This is a genomic window from Zobellia alginiliquefaciens (genome assembly GCF_029323795.1).
In the GTDB taxonomy this organism is placed as follows: Bacteria; Bacteroidota; Bacteroidia; order Flavobacteriales; family Flavobacteriaceae; genus Zobellia; species Zobellia alginiliquefaciens.
The window spans coordinates 1,122,916-1,141,699 of record NZ_CP119758.1; the positions used below are offsets into that span (position 1 = coordinate 1,122,916).

The window sequence follows — 18,784 nt, forward strand, 5'->3', positions numbered from 1 at the left end:
CAATTTCATCGATGCTTGTTCGTTATTGCAACACAACTTACAAAACCAAAAATAACCTAAAAATTACCAAGCATGAAAAAAACCATACTGACCTCATTACTTGTTCTAGGCGGTCTAAGTGCCAAAGCACAATCGTACGTCGGTTTTTTGACCGATAATTACAGTGGTGTTCACAGTCTTATTGCCAACCCTGCAAATATTACAGATTCTAGATTTAAAACGGATATAAATATTGTTGGTGCCAGCACTTTCTTTAGTAATGATTACTACGGATTAAAACTTGGCGATGTTGTTACCTCAGGTTTTGATTTTGATACCGATGGCAAAAAACACCCAAAGGACAGTAATAATTTCTTTGGTAATGCAGATGTTTTAGGGCCTTCATTCATGTTTAACCTTACCCCCACCAGTTCATTGGCAATTTTTACCAGAGGAAGAGTTGGGTATAACGTAAACAAGATAAACGGAAATACTTTTGAAAGTATCTCCAACGATTTTGATGAAAACGAAGACTTAATGATAGATGAAGAAGATGTCTACCTTACAGCCAATGCATGGGCCGAAGTTGGGGTCACCTATGCGCAGGTCTTAATGAACAAAGACCACCATTTTTTAAAAGGAGGTATCTCGTTAAAATACCTACAAGGTATGGGCAACGCCTACGCCAGCGGTAAAAATATCACCATAGATTATGATGCGGATGGTAGCACCTTGCCTGGAGGACAAACTACAGGAAGTATCACCTCAACCGGTGAAGTCAACTATGGACATAGTGACAATATTGATGACAACTTTGAAGATTTTGAGGTTGAAATCGTAGATGGTGCAACGGGTTTTGGTATTGATTTAGGTGCTGTTTACGAATGGAGACCGGATTATGCTAATTACGCCTCAAAAGACGGGTCTAACTCCTTTAAACATGAGAATAAATACAAATTAAAATTCGCACTTGCCATTAGTGATTTAGGATCTATAAATTATAAAAACGGAACCCAAAACACCTATGATATTACTGGAACGGTAAACGAGGAAGATTTTGAGAACGAAGAGAACCTAGAGGATATTCTAGACAACTTATACACCCAAACAAGTACGGGCGATTCAGAAAAATTTGCTTTGCCAACGGCCGTACATTTAAATGTGGACTATAGCTTGAGCAGAAGATTTTATCTGAATTTAAATACTGATTTTTCTTTACGTTCAGATTCAAAGGTAAACACGAACAGAATACCAACTATGGTATCGCTTACACCTCGTTTTGAGAGCAAATGGTTCAGTTTTTATATGCCCGTAAGCCTAACTCAAGGTTCAGGAGCACAATGGGGAGCCGGTTTTAGAGCGGGTCCGTTATACATAGGTTCTGGGTCTGTAATGACTCTTTTATTGAGTGACAATTCCAAAGCTGCCGACGTGTATGCCGGATTAAAAATACCGGTCTACCAAGGAAAGCCTAAAGACAAAGATGGTGATGGCATAGTAAACAAAGAAGATGACTGCCCAGATGAATTTGGCCCAGTCGAAAATAACGGATGCCCATGGCCCGATACTGACGGAGACGAAGTATTGGACAAAGATGACAAGTGCCCTGAAGAAGCCGGCGAAGTTTTAAACCACGGTTGTCCAATAGTAGATTCAGATGGCGACGATGTAATGGATGAAGACGACAAATGCCCCAATGAAGCAGGAGCTGCCGAAAATCAAGGATGCCCTTGGCCAGACACGGACAATGACGGTGTTCTGGATAAAAATGATGAATGCCCCAACGAAGCCGGTACAGTAGCCAATAAGGGATGCCCGGAAGCACCGGAAGTTACCGAAGAAGTTCAGAAACAATTGAACGATTATGCTAAAACCATTCTTTTTAACTCTGGAAAAGCAAGTATCAAGGCTGAATCAACAAGTGTTATGGTAGACATCATCACTATCCTAAAGGAATACCCAGATGCTAAATTTACCGTAGAAGGACATACGGATAGTATAGGAAGCAAAGCTACCAACCAAAAACTATCTGAGTCTAGAGCTATCTCCGTGAAGAACTTTTTAATTGAAAAAGGAATTGGTAGTTCTCGTTTAACTGCTATTGGGTACGGAGAAGACAAGCCTATTGCAAGCAATATGTACAAAGATGGCCGCGCTCAAAACAGAAGGGTTGAAATCAACCTTGTAAAATAGAAAACACAATCTATCTAAATACCAAAAGAGCCAGCTAGTAGCTGGTTCTTTTTTTTCAATAAAAGTTATATCATCCTTATTTTATATCCAATACAAAAGGCATACGGGCCTGAACACCTTCTTGTTCCATAACGGATTTTACTTGTTTTAATATGGAATAGGCTTCTGTGCCAATTTCTTCTTCAATAAACTCTTGTTTAACCTTGGCACTAGCACCTCCTAAATCTTCCATTAAACGTTCAAAACCGGATTTATACTTAGGGAATTTCTTGATTCCGTAATCATTTAATTCAGCCATATTTGCCGCTTCGGCAATGGCATCTTCCAAGTTGCCCAACTCATCGATCAGTCCTATTCGTTTTGCATCTACCCCACTCCATACACGCCCTTGCGCCAAACTATCCGCTACGGTCATACTGATATTACGTCCTTGAGCAACCCTTTGTAAAAATGTGTCATAGGTGCTTTCAATACTTTCTTGAACATAGCCTCTAAACTCCTCGGTCATCGGTTCAAAAACCGAATACTCTACAGAATTTTTATTGGTACCTACCTGCTCTGCATTAATACCGATATCACCTGCTAATTCACTCATATTGGGTATCGTACCAAAAACACCTATTGAACCCGTAACAGTTGTAGGTTCTGCATATATTTTATCGGCACCAACGGCAATATAATACCCCCCGGAAGCTGCCACGTTACCCATGGAAACCACAACCGGCTTTACCTTCTTTGCCAATTCTATCTCTCTCCAAATAATATCAGAAGTCAAAGCGCTTCCCCCTGGGGAATTCACCCGAAGCACAATTGCCTTTACATCATCATCTTCTTTCGCTTTTATAATAGCTTCATTAATTATCCCTTGCCCAATAACGTCAGGGCCTCCTTCGCCATATAAAATTTCGCCTTGCGCAAAAACAACAGCTACTTTGTCCTTCCCGTTTCTAATTATTTTTTTGTTAGAACGGATGACATAATCTTCCAACGCTACAACATTCAAATCATCATCGTCGTTCAAATTAACCGCATTTCTTAATTTCTGTTCATATTGATCAAAGAAAATAACATCGTCTAAAAGTCCTGTTTCTTTGGCATATTCCGGTGTTCTACCTCCCAAAGTATCAGCAATGATATTCAAGTTGGCTGTAGAAATGTTTCTCCCATTAGAAATATCTTCTACCATAGAATTCCACAATGAGCCTATCAACTCTTTAATCTGGGTACGGTTTGCTTCGCTCATTTCGTTAGAAATGAAAGGCTCAACAGCACTTTTATACTTTCCATGGCGTATAACTTCCATTTTTACGCCCGTTTTTTCCTGTAAATCTTTAAAAAACAACACTTCAGAAGACAGTCCGCGAAAATCCAATCCGCCCACCGGATTTACAAAAATGGAATCTGCAACACTGGCGAGGTAGTAGTCTTTTTGCATATAGAAATCTCCGTAGGTATAGATAAACTTACCGGAACTTTTAAATTCTTCCAATGCTTTACGGACCGCCTGTGTTTGGGCAAGGCCGGCCATCATAAAATTATTATTGATACTGATACCTTTTATATCGCCATCATCCTTTGCTACCGTAATAGCGTGCAAAATCTCATCAAGACCCTGAGACTGCTCTATAAAAGCCCCTGTGAACGGATCCATATCATTATCCCCTACATAATCACTAATAGGAAGTTTTAGTTGCAACTCTAAAATTGAGTTTTTCTTGATGGAAACCGTTTCCTCAGAACTACTGGCAATACCTATAAAAATGACGAACATGATAAGAACTACACCAAAAGCAATTAAGCAACCAATGATAGCCGCCAAAAGATTTCTTAAAAATTTCATGAAAAATGGGTTAGTATTTTTGCCCAAAGATAACGAACTCACACCTACTTTTTGTTACTTTGTAAGATATTATGAGCAACCCCAAAACAGTATACCTATCACTAGGAAGCAATCTTGGTGATACTTTGAACAACCTGCAAGACGCCGTATTCGCTATAAACAAAGCTGCCGGCGAAGTGGAAAGGATATCGCATGTATATCAAACAAGTGCTTGGGGTTTTGAGTCTAGCGATTTCATGAATATCTGCCTATCGTTAAAAACGACAATGGCACCGCAAAAACTTTTACGTACACTTCTGGATATTGAGACCAAATTGGGAAGAAGACGTTCTACTGAGGACGGCTACCAACCAAGACCGATTGATATTGACATTCTATACTACGAAAGGGAAACCTTTATTTCTGAAAACCTAGTAATTCCGCATCCGGAGCTTACCTATCGTAAGTTTGTGCTTAAACCGCTATCTGATATTGCCCCTCAGTTCTATCACCCCATTTTAAATAAAGACACGCGAAACCTTATTCAGGAGTGCCGTGACAAGGGGAAGCTGGAACGCACCACTTTTAAATTGCATAGAAACCGTTCAGACCTTTTCTCACACGTTAATTTTATTGCTGTTGAAGGTAACATTGGTGCCGGTAAAACTACTTTGGCCAATAAAATATCTGAAGATTTTAACGGCAAATTGGTATTGGAACGTTTTGCGGATAACGCCTTTTTACCTAAATTTTACGAAGACCAAAGCCGTTACGCCTTTCCTTTGGAGATGTCTTTCTTAGCAGACAGGTACCAGCAGTTTACGGATGACACTTCGCAATATGACCTGTTCAAGAAGTTCATGGTGAGCGATTACGATATTTACAAATCCCTCATATTTGCTCGTATTACGCTCCAGCAAGAGGAATTTGACCTATACCGGAAATTGTTCGATTTGATGTACAAAGAGGTGAAAAAACCGAAAATCTATGTCTACCTCTACCAAACTACGGAGCGCTTGTTGGAGAATATTAAAATGAGAGGTCGTGATTACGAACAGAAAATTGCCCCGGATTATCTTCAAAAGATTAACAAAGGGTATTTTGAATTCATTAAGGGATACCCAGAACAGAACAATCTTATTATTGAGCTGGGCGACCTTGATTTTGTTGAGAACGAAGAAGATTACGAAACGATACTTGACAAGATTACGAAGTTTGCCGTTCGCCTGCCTAACTAATCCTTCTATGCATTTATTTTAGACCAGAGATCCCAAACCACTACACCTGCACTCACCGAGATATTCAACGAGTGTTTAGTTCCATATTGCGGTATCTCTATTACATTATGACTCGCATCAACCACATCTTGCGAAACGCCTTTGACCTCGTTACCGAATACCAAAGCATACTTTTTAGCAGCGTCCACTTTTAACTCGTTCAGCATAATTGCATTTTCAGCTTGTTCAATGGACAATACCGTGTAACCGTCTTCTGCTAAAGTTCTGACCAAATCAACTGTGTTTTCTTTGTATTCCCACGCTACACTTTCGGTAGCTCCCAAGGCCGTTTTCCTAATATCTTTATGGGGAGGTTGTGCCGTTATGCCACAGAGATATATTTTTTCAATCAGAAAAGCATCTGAAGTTCTAAAGACCGATCCAATATTATTTAAACTCCTAATATTATCCAACACAATAACAATGGGAGACTTTTCCGCTTCTTTAAAAGCTTCAACATCCAATCTATCCAGTTCTTCATTCTTAAGTTTACGCATGCTATAATTTCCCGTTAGGAGTAATTTTTAGTGTTTTTACAAGGTAAAACGTTGAAGATAAACTTATCCTGAAATATCAACAATGGTTTATCATCCCTATAAAAAATAGTAATTTCGTTTTACGGACTTTCGCTGTAAAATTAAACTATTCAGATTGCTTTGGGAAAATCACAAAAAACAAAAAAGGTTACGCCTTTAATGAAGCAGTATAACACCATCAAGACCAAGTATCCTGATGCGTTATTATTGTTTCGCGTTGGCGATTTCTATGAAACTTTTGGAGAAGATGCCGTTAGGGCTTCCAAAATTTTAGGAATCATTCTCACGCATCGTAATAATGGTGGCGACCGTACCGAACTGGCCGGTTTCCCTCATCATTCGCTAAATACCTACTTGCCTAAATTGGTGAAAGCCGGTGAGCGAGTTGCTATTTGTGACCAACTGGAAGACCCAAAAATGACCAAAACCATCGTAAAGCGTGGCGTAACCGAACTGGTTACCCCAGGTGTGGCGATGAACGATGACATTCTAAACGCAAAGTCCAACAATTTCCTTTGTGCCGTTCACTTTGGCAGAAAGCTACTTGGTGTGTCATTCGTTGATATTTCTACAGGCGAATTCCTAACCTCGGAAGGCACCGAAGAACAAATAGACAAACTTTTACAGAACTTTGCCCCCAATGAAGTTTTAGTTTCAAAAAAACATAAAAACGAATTCTTAGATGTTTTTGGAAAGCAATTTCACACCTTTTACATGGAGGATTGGGTCTATCAGAACGACTACGCCCAGGAAACGCTTACCAACCATTTTAATACTAGTACCTTAAAAGGTTTTGGTGTTGACCACCTTGGTCATGGCATTATTGCTTCCGGAGTGGTTTTACATTACCTATCGGAAACCCAACATAGGCAATTACAGCACATCAACAGCTTAAAACGCATTGCCGAAGAGGAACATATTTGGATGGACCGTTTTACCATCAAAAATTTAGAGCTCTACCATTCTACAAATCAGAATGCAGTTACTCTTTTGAGTATTATTGATAAAACCCTATCACCAATGGGCGGCCGAATGCTTAAACGGTGGTTAGCACTCCCGCTAAAGAATACCGAAAAAATTAGTCGCAGACATCAGGTAGTTTCCTATTTGCACGGTCATGATGATACCTTGCTAAAAATACAGCAACGCATCAAACAAATGGGTGATTTGGAACGTCTTATTTCCAAAGTAGCTACCGGAAAGGTGAACCCAAAAGAAATTGTTCAGCTCAAGAATTCTTTGGAAGCCATCATTCCCATAAAACAACTTACCGCTCAGAGTGAAGACGAGGCCCTACAACTCATATCCGATCAGTTGCATGCCTGCGATATGCTGCGCAGCAAAATAAAGGAAATGATCAATGAAGAAGCTCCGGTTCACATTCCAAAAGGCAAGACCATTGCCGATGGATATTCAGACGAGTTGGACGAACTTCGCGGATTGGCATTTTCAGGAAAAGACTATTTAGATAAAATGCTGGCACGTGAGAGCGAACGTACGGGCATCACTTCCCTTAAAATAGCCTCAAACAACGTTTTCGGCTATTACATTGAAGTTCGAAACACCCATAAGGACAAGGTTCCCGAAGAGTGGATCCGGAAACAGACCTTGGTAAATGCGGAACGTTATATTACCGAAGAACTAAAAGAATACGAAGCCAAAATTTTGGGTGCCGAAGAACGTATTCTCAACCTAGAACAGCAATTATTTTCTCAACTGGTAGTCTGGGCACAAGAATACATTGCCCCGGTACAGAACAACGCACAGCAAATTGCACAATTGGATTGTCTGTGCGGTTTTGCGCAACTCGCCAAGGAGAACAACTATTCAAAACCAGAAATCAACGATTCTACCGAAATCAACATTAAAAATGGTAGACATCCAGTAATTGAAAAGCAATTGCCATTGGGCGAGGCATACATTGCCAATGATGTTATCCTTAACCGAGACGAACAACAGATCATAATGATTACCGGTCCCAACATGAGTGGTAAATCAGCCATTTTAAGACAAACGGCATTAATCGTACTTCTGGCTCAAATGGGGTCTTTTGTACCCGCAGAAGCTGCTGAAATAGGTTATGTAGACAAAATTTTCACCCGTGTAGGTGCAAGTGATAATATTTCAATGGGCGAATCTACTTTTATGGTAGAGATGAACGAAACCGCCTCTATCTTGAACAACCTTTCTGAGCGTAGTTTAGTGCTTTTAGATGAGATTGGCCGCGGAACAAGTACGTATGACGGTATTTCCATTGCTTGGGCCATTAGCGAATATCTACATGAGCATCCTGCACGTGCAAAAACACTTTTTGCAACGCACTACCATGAGCTGAACGAAATGGCAGCCACTTTTGAGCGCATCAAGAATTATAACGTTTCAGTAAAGGAATTGAAAGACAATGTACTTTTTCTTCGGAAATTGACCGAGGGCGGAAGTGAGCATAGTTTTGGTATTCACGTGGCAAAAATGGCGGGTATGCCCTCTCAAGTCATTCACAAAGCGAATAAAATTCTCAAAAAATTGGAGAAATCCCACTCCAGCGAAGAGCTTACCGATAAATTACAAAGTGCCCAAGATGAGATGCAACTGAGCTTCTTTAATTTAGACGACCCTTTGCTTGAACAAATAAAGGAAGAAATCACCTATCTAGATATCAACACCTTAACACCTGTTGAAGCGTTGATGAAATTGAATGAAATTAAGCGATTACTGACCAAAAACAAGAAGGCAACTTCATAAATTTCCGGACCAAAAAAACGCTGATTTTTTATTTTTAAGATTTCATATAAATTTCCTTTGCATTTTAGAGAATTGTATTAAATTTGCATCCGCATCTGTGAAAGATGCCACGTTCTTTACCTTAATTTAATATGCGAAAATAGCTCAGCTGGTAGAGCGCCACCTTGCCAAGGTGGAGGTCGCGGGTTCGAATCCCGTTTTTCGCTCAAAGAGCAAAATCTTGCTCAACAACTTAAACGCTGCTTTGTGGCGTTTTTTTGTTAAAGACTTTACCAATAGCGGCTCGAGTGGTGGAATTGGTAGACACGTTGGACTTAAAATCCAATGGACATTAGTCCGTACGGGTTCAAGTCCCGTCTCGAGTACTTTAAACCCTTGTTAATCTTATGATTTTCGAGGGTTTTTTGGTTTTTGAAAACAGGTCTACGACCAGCAAGCTATATTACTCTTATTTTCACTTCCCTCTCCATTTAGATTTTACAAGATTTTAGATTTTTAGCCATTAGAGAGGATAGCAAAATTATAATTTCCGTACCATCATAATTGTAAGATTGTTTCCTACAAAACAAAAGCAGCTCAAAATTTTATATTTTTCGTTAACCTGCTGAATTTCCTTATTTTTAAATAAGCACCAATTATAGACCCTTCCTATAAAACAACTACGTGTATATTGAAAAATCTTACTTTTTATGTAAGATACTAACCCTAAAGGACTACAATAACAAAACCTTAACACAATATACTTGTAATAGCCTTCTTTTATGATATGTTACAAGCTAAACAAATTTTATGAGGTTATTATATATAAGAAGAAAGACGAAAACAGAAAGACACTATAGCGCGAAAATGGGGCAATTGACCACCAAGGTCACTTCCATTAAGCGCTACTTCCTTGGGCTACCTGTTAGCACATTGCAGAAATACCGTAAAACCTATTACGGAAAAATAAAGAACTATGATGATTGTCAACTCTTTATCTAAACCAAACCAGAAGACTTTACTTTAGAAATTCAATACTAAACTCTTTAAAACAAAATCATGAAAGTATTAGTAATCGGAGCCGGAAATATGGGATTAACCTATGCAGAAGGCATGTCCAAATCCAAATTGCTCAAAAAAAAGAACATTATGGTGCTAGACAGCTCCGAAGAGAAACTGAAAGAACTGGATGAAATAGCGCATTTTGATGCGTATAAAACACTAGAGGAATGTGTACCACAAGCGGATATTATTTTTATTGCCGTAAAACCGTACCACGCCTCCAAATTGTTCGAAACCATTAAGCCAATGGTAAATTCTGAGCAGATTTTAATTTCTATTATGGCAGGTATCACTATTGAAGCCATGAAAGAACAGAGTGGTTTGAGCAAGATTGTTAGGGCAATGCCCAACCTTCCTGCTAAAATTGGCAAAGGACTCACATCCTACACTTCTTCAACAGAAGTTTCAAGAATTGAACTCTTAACGGTTGAAAGTCTTTTGGACACAACAGGAAAATCCATTCGTGTAAGCGATGAGAACTTTATAGACGCCTCTACAGGTATTTCGGGTAGTGGTCCTGCATATGTTTTCTATTTTATGCAAAGTATGATGGAAGCCGCTCTACAAATGGGATTCTCCAAAAAAGTTTCAAGCGTTTTAGTTAGCGAAACCTTTACAGGTGCGGTTGAACTTTTTAATCAAAACAACCTTAGTCCTAATTCTTGGATGGACCGTGTTGCCAGTAAAGGTGGTACCACACAAGCCGCACTAGATTCTATGGACGATAATAATGTAAATGAACTTATAAAAGAAGCAGCATTCGCGGCCTTTGACCGCGCTGTAGAACTTGGAAAAGAAGAACATTATGCATAAAGAACTAATTGTTATAAAAGTAGGCACCAATGTCATGACCAACAAAGACAACCGCATCGTAAGACCGGTGTTGCGTAGGTTGGTGGAACAGATTGCCGAACTTTACGAAAGGGACATACTTACTATTCTGGTTTCATCTGGATCGGTCATTGCCGGAAAAGAAGTATTGGGCAACTCTACTATTGAGAATGATACGCAAAGACGCCAGGTTTATTCGGCCATAGGCCAACCTAGAATGATGCGATTGTACTATAATATATTTCATGACTTTGGAATGAAATGTGCCCAGGTACTGCCCACCAAGCGTGATTTTAGTCCTGGAGTGCATCGCCAGAACATGATTAATTGTTGTGAAGGACTTTTATCGGAAGGGGTGATTCCTATTGCCAATGAAGATGATGCCGTGTCGGTTACCATGTCAATGTTTTCGGATAATGACGAGTTGGCAAGTTTAATTGCACAATTAATGAACGCCGATAAACTTATTATCCTAACGGATATTGACGGACTCTACACAGGGCACCCTAACGCAGATGACAGCGATTTGATTCCGCATGTAGGCCCAGAAGATGATTTTGAAAAATACATAAAAGACAGTAATAAAGCAGCTGGTGAAGGACGTGGCGGCATGGGTTCTAAATTAGATTACGCCCAACAAGCAGCAGCCAAGAGCATTCCCACTTTTATTGCCAACGGTAAAAAAGACCGTACGATTATAGATATTATTGATGGAAAAGATGTGGGTACGCGAGTAGCCATTGAAAAACAAGAAGCATAAATGAAACTAATTAGAACAGAAATAAAGAATAACGTATTGGATACTATGGTTCGCATTTTAGATGAAAATCGTGCTGAACTTTTAGAAGCCAACAAAAAGGACTTAGACCTTTTCAACAAAGACGATCAGGCGCTCTATGAGCGGTTGATCGTTGACGATAAGAAAATTGACGAAATGATTGCGGCCGTAAAGAAAGTACGTTCGCAGGAAGACCCGGTCGGCAAAGAAATTTCACATCAAGATCTACCCAACGGATTAAACGTAACTAACAGAACGGCTCCTTTTGGTACTATTATGATTATTTACGAGTCCCGACCAGATGTTACCATTGAAGCGGCCGTACTTGCTTTTAAGGCAAACAACACCATCCTTTTAAAAGGAGGTAAAGAAGCATTGCACAGTAATACGGTACTTGTAGATTTTTGGCACCGCGCCTTAAAGGAAAACGAGCTTTCTACGGATTATATTCAATTGCTGAATATGAACCGTGAAGAGACCCAAGCTTTTTTGAAAAATCCAGGACAGAAGTTAGATTTAATTGTACCTAGAGGTGGGGAGCGATTGATTGCATTTGTAAAAGAACATGCCAAATGTGCTGTTCTCGTTAGCGGTAGAGGTAATAACTTTTTATATGTTGATGAACAGGCAGATTGGGAAATGAGCATGAAGGTGATTCTAAATGCAAAGACAGCCAAAATATCGGCATGTAATGCTTTGGATAAAATCCTGATCAACTCGGACTTAGACGGTTACCAACAAAAAATGGTAGACTTAGCTAATATCCTCAAATCTAATGGAGTGAGCCTCTTGGTAGATGAGGAAGCTAAAAAGGTGTTAACAGAGGAGCCGTTAATTCAAGATCCATCCGTTTGGAAAGAAGAATTTTTGGCAATGAAATGCTGTATTGGTACGGTTAGCAAAACCGATGATGCCATTGACACCATAAACAAGCATTCCGGAGGACACTCTGCTACTATTATGACCAAAAACAAAGATACGGCCCAACGGTTTATGGAACAGGTAGACTGTGCCGCCGTATACCAAAATGCCTCTACACGCTTTACCGATGGTGGACAAATGGGTGTAGGTGCAGAATTGGCTATCAGTACCGATAAATTACATCACCGTGGGCCGCTAGGACTAAATGAGCTAGTTACGAACAAGTATTATGTTTTTGGCGAAGGACAGGTTAGAGAATAGAGAAATACATTAGTTAAATACAAATTGGATAGAAAAATGTTCGACACCCTGGAGAAAATTGATGGTGCCACCTTACACCATGGGCGCGCACATAACCGTGTGTACCTTATGGAAACGGAGCAGTACGATTGGAATTCACTCATAGACAACATGAAGACCATCGCACATAAAATGGACTATGATAAAATTTTAAGTCGAGTTCCCGAAGAGGCAAAAGAGGTTTTTAAGTCTAAAGGTCATGTGGTAGAAGCTAAGATCCCCAAACTTTATAACGGAGAAAAAGCGGGTTATTTCTTGGCGGACTACCTCAATACGGATCGTGCCAAAAGCAATATTAAAGTGAAGAAAACCATTACTTCTGTAAAGACTATTGCACTTGCTGCAAATAGCACGTCAGAAGATGCACACTTTGCTTTACCTGTGTATCTAGAAGTACGCAAACTGGAGGAAAGTGACCTTCCGGCCATTATCCAATTACATAAGAAAGCATTTCTCTCCTACCCATTCCCTATTCATGAACCTGAATATCTAAAGCAGTTATTAAAGGACAACCATGAATTCTATGGTCTTTTTGAGAAAGGTGAACTTTTGGTGTCCGCAATTTTAAAAGTTCAAGAAAGTGAATCGAGCATAGAAATTGTGGATTTTGCCACGCACCCCAACTACAATGGTCAAAACCTTAACTACTATTTAGTTCAGGAAATAAAAAAACGGGTGGTCAATAGTTCGTATAAAACAATTTACGCTCTAGTGAGAGCTACCTCCTACGGTCTGAATATCACCTTTAGCAAACATGGATTTTTATTAGGCGGTACCCTAATGAACAATACGGTCATTAGAGGAAACTTAGAAAGTATGAACGTTTGGTATTGTAATTTGTAGGAGTTCAATTCGTTTTATTTCATTTAAAAACAGCCTATCTTCTAAAAAAGATAGGCTGTTTCATTCTTATTAAACAAATAATTTTAGAGGCTGCTTACTTATTTCTAAGGGCAACTTCAAAGATGAAATAGTCACACAAAGTCGAATAAATAAGCTGAATTCTTACGTTTCATCGAAAAAATCTGTGTAATTATCTATTATTCACGTTTACCTATACACCTCGAAATCATATTACTAACCCAGCAAAACTATATTTGGTTTCTGTTTTGCATAAAAATCTAATTATATGGCCTCGAACTTTACGCAAACAACAGTCAATAATCAAAATCCAAAATTGGCTCATCCTTCGCAAAAACTAGTAGAAAAACTTTATCAATTAAAACAAAGGTTTCAATCTTCTTACTATGGTAATACAGACGGTAGGAAATATGAAAAGGCCCGTAACTTTAATATACGATTGAGCAATATCCTATTTGAGGCCAACCAAATGGCAAAAAAATTAGAATTAGTTCCGCAACGCGGTTACCTCTCTATAAATTCAGAAATCCAAAAATTGGAAAAAGAGTTGAACGAGCTTATCTAACAGAAAGTAGTTACATACTTCCTTTTACTTATATTTATAACCCAGTTACTAATTATATGAGAAAAAGGTACTATAAAATTGTTGGAATACTTTTGGTTGCCCTTATTCTCTTTATACTAGTGTGTGATTACATAATTAGCTCATCTGCAAATGGCAAGACCTTTTCTAACGCTAACCAGATTTCTAAAAACAGAGTGGGGTTAGTCCTTGGAACCTCAAAAAAACTGATTGGAGGCCTACCAAATCCTTACTATACATATCGCATAAAAGCAACACTTGACTTGTTTAAAGCCAAAAAAATAGATTTTGTATTGGTGAGTGGGGACAATGGTACGCGTTATTACAACGAACCGAATACGTTCAAAAAAGACCTTATACTTGGCGGTATACCTGCCGATAAAATTTTTCTGGATTTTGCCGGATTCAGGACTCTGGATTCTATGGTCAGGGCCAAAGAAGTTTTCGGGCTTCAAAGCGTTACCGTCATTTCACAGGAGTTCCATAATCAAAGAGCCATTTATTTGGCCGAAAAAAAAGGACTCAAAGCTATCGGTTTTAACGCAAAAGGTATTAGCGGAAAAGAGGGTCTAAAGGTTAAGTTACGTGAATATTTAGCTAGGGTTAAAGTTTTTATCGACCTGTTATTCAACACGCAACCCAAATTTTTTGGTGAAGGTATTGAGATAAAATAAACCTACCTTCTCATTTAAAAGGCTTATTTTGGTTGCCTGAATTTATCTTACGTGTCAAAACTGAAAATCCTTTTAAAAAACCTTGGACCAGGCCTTTTGTTTGCCAGTATGGCCATAGGCACCTCTCACTTAGTATTATCTACAAAGGCTGGTGCCCAATATGGTTGGCTAATGGCCATTCCCATACTTCTTGCCAATATTTTTAAGTACCCCTTTTTTGAATTTGGCGTGAGATACACCAACGTTACAGGTAAAACGCTTACTGAGGGCTATCTTAACCGAGGCAGAGCTTATCTCTGGTTTTATGCGATTATTACCCTAATCACCACTTTTACTATTCTAGCGGCCTTGTATACGGTAACTGCAGGCTTGTTCATCAACCTTTTTCAGGTACCCGAAATTTATATCAACTACATCTCACTAGCTCTTTTTGCTTTTATAAGTCTCCTGCTGATTATTGGTAAATACCGCTTCATGGAAGTTTCCTTGAAGTTTGTGGTTTCTATATTATTCTTGGCCTTACTAGTTACTACGGTAGTTGTTATTTTTAAAGGGCCAGTAGTAAAAGTAGCAGACTTTACTCCCCCTACTATTTTTGATAGTATGGGCATCTTATTTCTTATTAGTCTAATGGGGTGGATGCCCACAACCGTGGAAGCTTCTAGTTGGGTAAGTTTATGGAGCGTTGAGAAATGGAAAACACAACCCAAACCTTCTTTACGAGAATCTCTACAGGAATTTAAGGTTGGGTACTTTACAACCTCCCTTCTAGCGATTTTCTTTCTTACCATTGGCTGTATGACGCTTTACGGTACAAATACAGCATTAAGCGGAAACGCGGTAACATTTGCGGACCAGATTGTACAGTTATTCACTACACATATAGGCCCCTGGGCGTATATTCTTATCGCCGTTGCAGCATTTGCCACTATGTTCAGCACGTGTATGACAGCTCATGATGCCCTAGCACGGGTGAGCCTGGATATTATTGACCTTTTATTTTCAGATTTAAAACTGTCCGGCAATAAAAGTATTTTTGCTATTGGTGTATTAGTTTTGGCCGGGGTGAATTTCACAGTTGTTAGTGTTTTTAAGTCTAACATGGGCCAATTGGTTGCCCTAGCTACATTTGTATCTTTTGTAGTGGCACCTATTGTAGGTTACATGAACCTTAAAAATGTAATGAGCGATGAAATTCCAGATGCAGATAAACCCAAGAGACCATTGCAAGCTTTGACCTATGTGGGCATCTTATTTCTAGCTCTTTTTTCGGTATATTATTTTTGGATGGTAGTATTTAAATAGAGATTATTTAATTACTAAACTCCTCATAATTATCAATTATAAAAAGAGTCCTTAAGTTTTGCTTATGCAGAAAATCAAGACAATACACCCCGTTGGTACAGTTGTTTATAATTTTCTCTTCTCCAAAGCCTACAACCCTGTTTATATTAGCTTCAGGAACGCCATTTGTCAACAAATAGGCTTTTATGGCCATTGAACGCTTTTCTGATATTCGCTTATTAGAACTACTCCCTCCTTTACTATCCGTATGGGTTTCTATAGATATTTTAAGTTCCGGAAATTTCTTAATAGCGTCTACCACTTTATCCAGTTCCGAAGTCATTGCAATAGTTACATTGCTCTTTCCTGTTTCAAAGAAAAATTTATTTAAATCAAGTACTTTCTTGCCTTCTTTTTCTTCCACAATATCATCTAAAGACACCAATTCCACTAAGGATGGCTCTTTAAGCAACTCTTCCAGTTCCTTGGGATTGTAACTTTGTTTAAAAGTAGAATAGCCTTCTTTTCCGATTTCAATGGAAACCACATCCGTATAGGGTATTTCTACTTGATATATACCATTTGCCCCGGTCATCATTTGACTTAGTACATTTCCATCAATATCCAAAACCTTCACTTCAACATCCGATATAGGATTCTCATAAGGAGGTTTTACCACGGCCCCTTTAAATATAAGCGTACGCGGACCTGGTTTACTTGCTATTTTAAAACCATAAATATCATCGTTGCCCTTACCTCCTGGCCTGTTGGATGAAAAATAGCCCATTAACTCATGACCTTCGCCAGGACGAATAATAAATCCGAATTCATCATATTTTGAATTGATTCCTTCTCCTAAATTTACAGGAATACTCAAGGTATTGTCCGGTTGCATGTTACTACGATAAACATCCATACCGCCTAGGCCGTAAAAAACATCGGAAGAAAAGAAAAGGCTATTATCATAGACAAATGGAGCTATCTCATTACCTGGCGTGTTGATTCTAGGCCCCATATTGATAGGCTCTGACATGACCTGCCCATTATTGGTCACCACATAGTAAAGGTCCGTACCTCCATAACTGTCGTCAAAATTAGCTGCAAAATATAATCGCTCACTCTCTTCATCATAAAACGGATAGTAAAAAGAAGTACTTAAGTCTTTTAACAAAAACCTAAAAAGGCCACCTTCGTAAGCCATACCGATGGCCAGTGCATTCTTTCCTTTTTCATCAAAAGCCAGGCTTTTACCATCTACATTGGAAAGCACATAATAGGTACCCCCATTAACACTATTGTAATATGGAGTAGATTTATGAAAAGGTGAATCCGGCACTCCTTTATAGACCTTAACATTGTTTATATTCCCGCCCTTTTGAATATCTGCCTCGTAAATATCCAAATAAGACTCTCCGGAGGGGCCATATATACGTTTTGACTTATTCTTTCTTCCACTACTGAACAACAACTTATCCTCATGAAAAGCGGGTGAAAAATCTGAAAATTCACTGTTTCCGTTTAAAGTGAAAATAAAAAAACCTGCAGCTTCCACTTCTTTTTTGTCCAGTAACTGGTAATTGAACCCTGCATTTTCTATCAATTCACTTTCCAGCGTATTGCTCTTCGATTTTAAAAAGGCCTTTACTCTTTCTTGTTCCGAGATTTTGGCTAAACTCTGCAGCATCTTATTAAAACGATGGGCAGACATTATGGTATCGTTCTTATTAATATCCAAATATAATTTAGAAGCCTTATTATATTCGCCAGTCTTAAAATAAGAATCCGCTAAATTCAAAAGTTGATGGTTGGTAATAAACTTACCCTCTTGCATTTGTTTGTTGTATTCAACAATAGCATCCTCATAAGCATAGCTATAAAAATACTTATCGCCTTTGGATGTCATTTCTTGACCGAAAGACGGTGCTACAGCCCATATAAAAAGTAATATGAAGATTCTGAATTTCATAGTCTAATATTAGAAAAATCTTGGCGTATCTATTTGTTTAGGCTTCCCTTTTAAGCTCTTGCTGCTTCCGCTTGAACCATCTCCTCTACCCAGATAAAACTTAAGAATTACTTCATGTGAACCACTACTGAATTCTCCTAACGGATTTGTGTTATAATCATAGGAATACCCAATAAAACTGCCATTGGTTATCTGAAAACCTACCAAACCGCTCACAGCACTCCCTAACCGGTACGATGCTCCCATGGTAAACCGATCATTGAACAAAAAGTTAGCGCTAAGGTTTGTATTTAATGGTGCGCCATTAATATAATTAATTAAAAATGCCGGTTTAAATTTTAATGTTTCAGAGACATCAAAAACATATCCCCCAATAAAATTGAACTGCATTTTATCTTCTATAATCGTGGCTACGTCATCATTATAAATTCCATCCGTTAAAAAGTTAGGAATAGACGCCCCCAAATACCAGATATCGTCCTCATACAAAAATAAACCCGCTCCAATGGTAGGGTAGAATTTTGAAATAGTCTCACGTCCTAAGATAGGCTCTCCAGGATTTTCAAATGAACCTTTTGAAAAATCTACATTTAAAAATGAACCTCCAGCGTCCATACCAAAAGAAAGCTTGGTATTATCCGAAACATTCAACTGGTAGGAATAGGCTAATTCTACATACGTCTGAGTTGACGGTCCTAATTGGTCGCTAATGACATTAAAACCCATCCCCATTTTCTCGTTGGCAAACGGAATATTCGTCCCCAAACGAATGGTGCGTGGCGCGCCTTCAATATCAATCCATTGCGCACGATATGTAGCAGCTATTTCAGGATTTTGAACCGAGCCTACGTAACCTGGGTTGAAACTACCAATATTATACATATACTGTGTATACTGCGGTTCTTTTTGGGCAAAACCACTTGCCGAAATGAACAATACACCTATAAGCAAACAGATGTAACCGTAAAAGGATTTTAGTGTTCTATACTGCATTATCCG

15 protein-coding genes and 2 tRNA genes are annotated in these 18,784 nt (G+C 38.8%); 13 read left to right on the forward strand and 4 right to left on the reverse strand.

Features of this window, described 5'->3' with window-relative positions; translation table 11 throughout:
- The first annotated feature begins 72 nt into the window (after positions 1-72).
- Entirely contained in the window at positions 73-2,172 is a 2,100-nt protein-coding gene (locus P0077_RS04755; RefSeq protein ID WP_276167998.1) for an OmpA family protein, read from the forward strand.
- Between the two features lie 76 nt (positions 2,173-2,248).
- Here P0077_RS04755 and sppA read toward each other — a convergent pair whose 3' ends face one another.
- The gene (gene sppA, locus P0077_RS04760) at positions 2,249-4,012 is read right to left on the reverse strand and encodes a signal peptide peptidase SppA (RefSeq protein WP_276167999.1); all 1,764 of its coding nucleotides are present in this window, start codon (positions 4,010-4,012) and stop codon (positions 2,249-2,251) included.
- 71 nt (positions 4,013-4,083) lie between these two features.
- Between sppA and folK the strand changes: the two genes are divergently transcribed.
- On the forward strand, positions 4,084-5,229 hold the full coding sequence (gene folK, locus P0077_RS04765) for a 2-amino-4-hydroxy-6-hydroxymethyldihydropteridine diphosphokinase (protein ID WP_276168000.1): 1,146 nt from the start codon (positions 4,084-4,086) through the stop codon (positions 5,227-5,229).
- 5 nt (positions 5,230-5,234) lie between these two features.
- On the opposite strand, the gene P0077_RS04770 is transcribed toward folK, so the two are convergent.
- Complete coding sequence (locus P0077_RS04770) at positions 5,235-5,765, reverse strand: RNA methyltransferase (protein ID WP_276168001.1); 531 nt, start codon at positions 5,763-5,765, stop codon at positions 5,235-5,237.
- Positions 5,766-5,963: 198 nt separating this feature from the next.
- Here P0077_RS04770 and mutS point away from each other — a divergent pair, with 198 nt between their 5' ends.
- The 11 genes from mutS (at position 5,964) to P0077_RS04825 (ending at position 15,840) form a co-directional block, all read left to right on the forward strand.
- On the forward strand, positions 5,964-8,546 hold the full coding sequence (gene mutS, locus P0077_RS04775; protein ID WP_276168002.1) for a DNA mismatch repair protein MutS: 2,583 nt from the start codon (positions 5,964-5,966) through the stop codon (positions 8,544-8,546).
- A 133-nt stretch (positions 8,547-8,679) separates the two neighbouring features.
- A tRNA-Gly gene (locus P0077_RS04780) sits at positions 8,680-8,752 on the forward strand.
- A 75-nt stretch (positions 8,753-8,827) separates the two neighbouring features.
- Positions 8,828-8,911: transfer RNA gene (locus tag P0077_RS04785), tRNA-Leu, on the forward strand.
- Between the two features lie 424 nt (positions 8,912-9,335).
- A complete protein-coding gene (locus P0077_RS04790; RefSeq protein ID WP_194524714.1) occupies positions 9,336-9,527 on the forward strand; it encodes a hypothetical protein in 192 nt (63 codons plus the stop codon).
- 57 nt (positions 9,528-9,584) lie between these two features.
- Positions 9,585-10,400, forward strand: a complete 816-nt coding sequence (proC, locus tag P0077_RS04795; protein ID WP_194524715.1) for a pyrroline-5-carboxylate reductase — start codon at positions 9,585-9,587, stop codon at positions 10,398-10,400.
- Complete coding sequence (proB, locus tag P0077_RS04800) at positions 10,393-11,178, forward strand: glutamate 5-kinase (protein WP_194524716.1); 786 nt, start codon at positions 10,393-10,395, stop codon at positions 11,176-11,178. Before proC ends, proB begins: the two co-directional genes overlap by 8 nt.
- Positions 11,179-12,378, forward strand: a complete 1,200-nt coding sequence (locus P0077_RS04805; protein ID WP_276168003.1) for a glutamate-5-semialdehyde dehydrogenase — start codon at positions 11,179-11,181, stop codon at positions 12,376-12,378.
- 36 nt (positions 12,379-12,414) lie between these two features.
- Positions 12,415-13,260, forward strand: a complete 846-nt coding sequence (gene ablB / locus P0077_RS04810) for a putative beta-lysine N-acetyltransferase (RefSeq protein WP_276168004.1) — start codon at positions 12,415-12,417, stop codon at positions 13,258-13,260.
- Positions 13,261-13,546: 286 nt separating this feature from the next.
- Positions 13,547-13,843: a hypothetical protein gene (locus P0077_RS04815; RefSeq protein WP_276168005.1), complete on the forward strand. Its 297-nt coding sequence runs from the start codon at positions 13,547-13,549 to the stop codon at positions 13,841-13,843.
- Between the two features lie 56 nt (positions 13,844-13,899).
- Complete coding sequence (locus P0077_RS04820) at positions 13,900-14,535, forward strand: SanA/YdcF family protein (protein WP_276168006.1); 636 nt, start codon at positions 13,900-13,902, stop codon at positions 14,533-14,535.
- 51 nt (positions 14,536-14,586) lie between these two features.
- Positions 14,587-15,840, forward strand: a complete 1,254-nt coding sequence (locus P0077_RS04825; protein ID WP_276168007.1) for an NRAMP family divalent metal transporter — start codon at positions 14,587-14,589, stop codon at positions 15,838-15,840.
- A gap of 7 nt (positions 15,841-15,847) precedes the next feature.
- On the opposite strand, the gene P0077_RS04830 is transcribed toward P0077_RS04825, so the two are convergent.
- Together P0077_RS04830 and P0077_RS04835 are read right to left on the reverse strand one after the other, a co-directional pair.
- Positions 15,848-17,785 carry an OmpA family protein gene (locus P0077_RS04830; protein ID WP_276168008.1) on the reverse strand — a complete coding sequence of 646 codons (1,938 nt, stop codon included), beginning with the start codon at positions 17,783-17,785 and terminating at the stop codon, positions 15,848-15,850.
- Between the two features lie 9 nt (positions 17,786-17,794).
- Positions 17,795-18,778, reverse strand: a complete 984-nt coding sequence (locus P0077_RS04835; RefSeq protein ID WP_276168009.1) for a PorP/SprF family type IX secretion system membrane protein — start codon at positions 18,776-18,778, stop codon at positions 17,795-17,797.
- Positions 18,779-18,784: the final 6 nt, after the last annotated feature.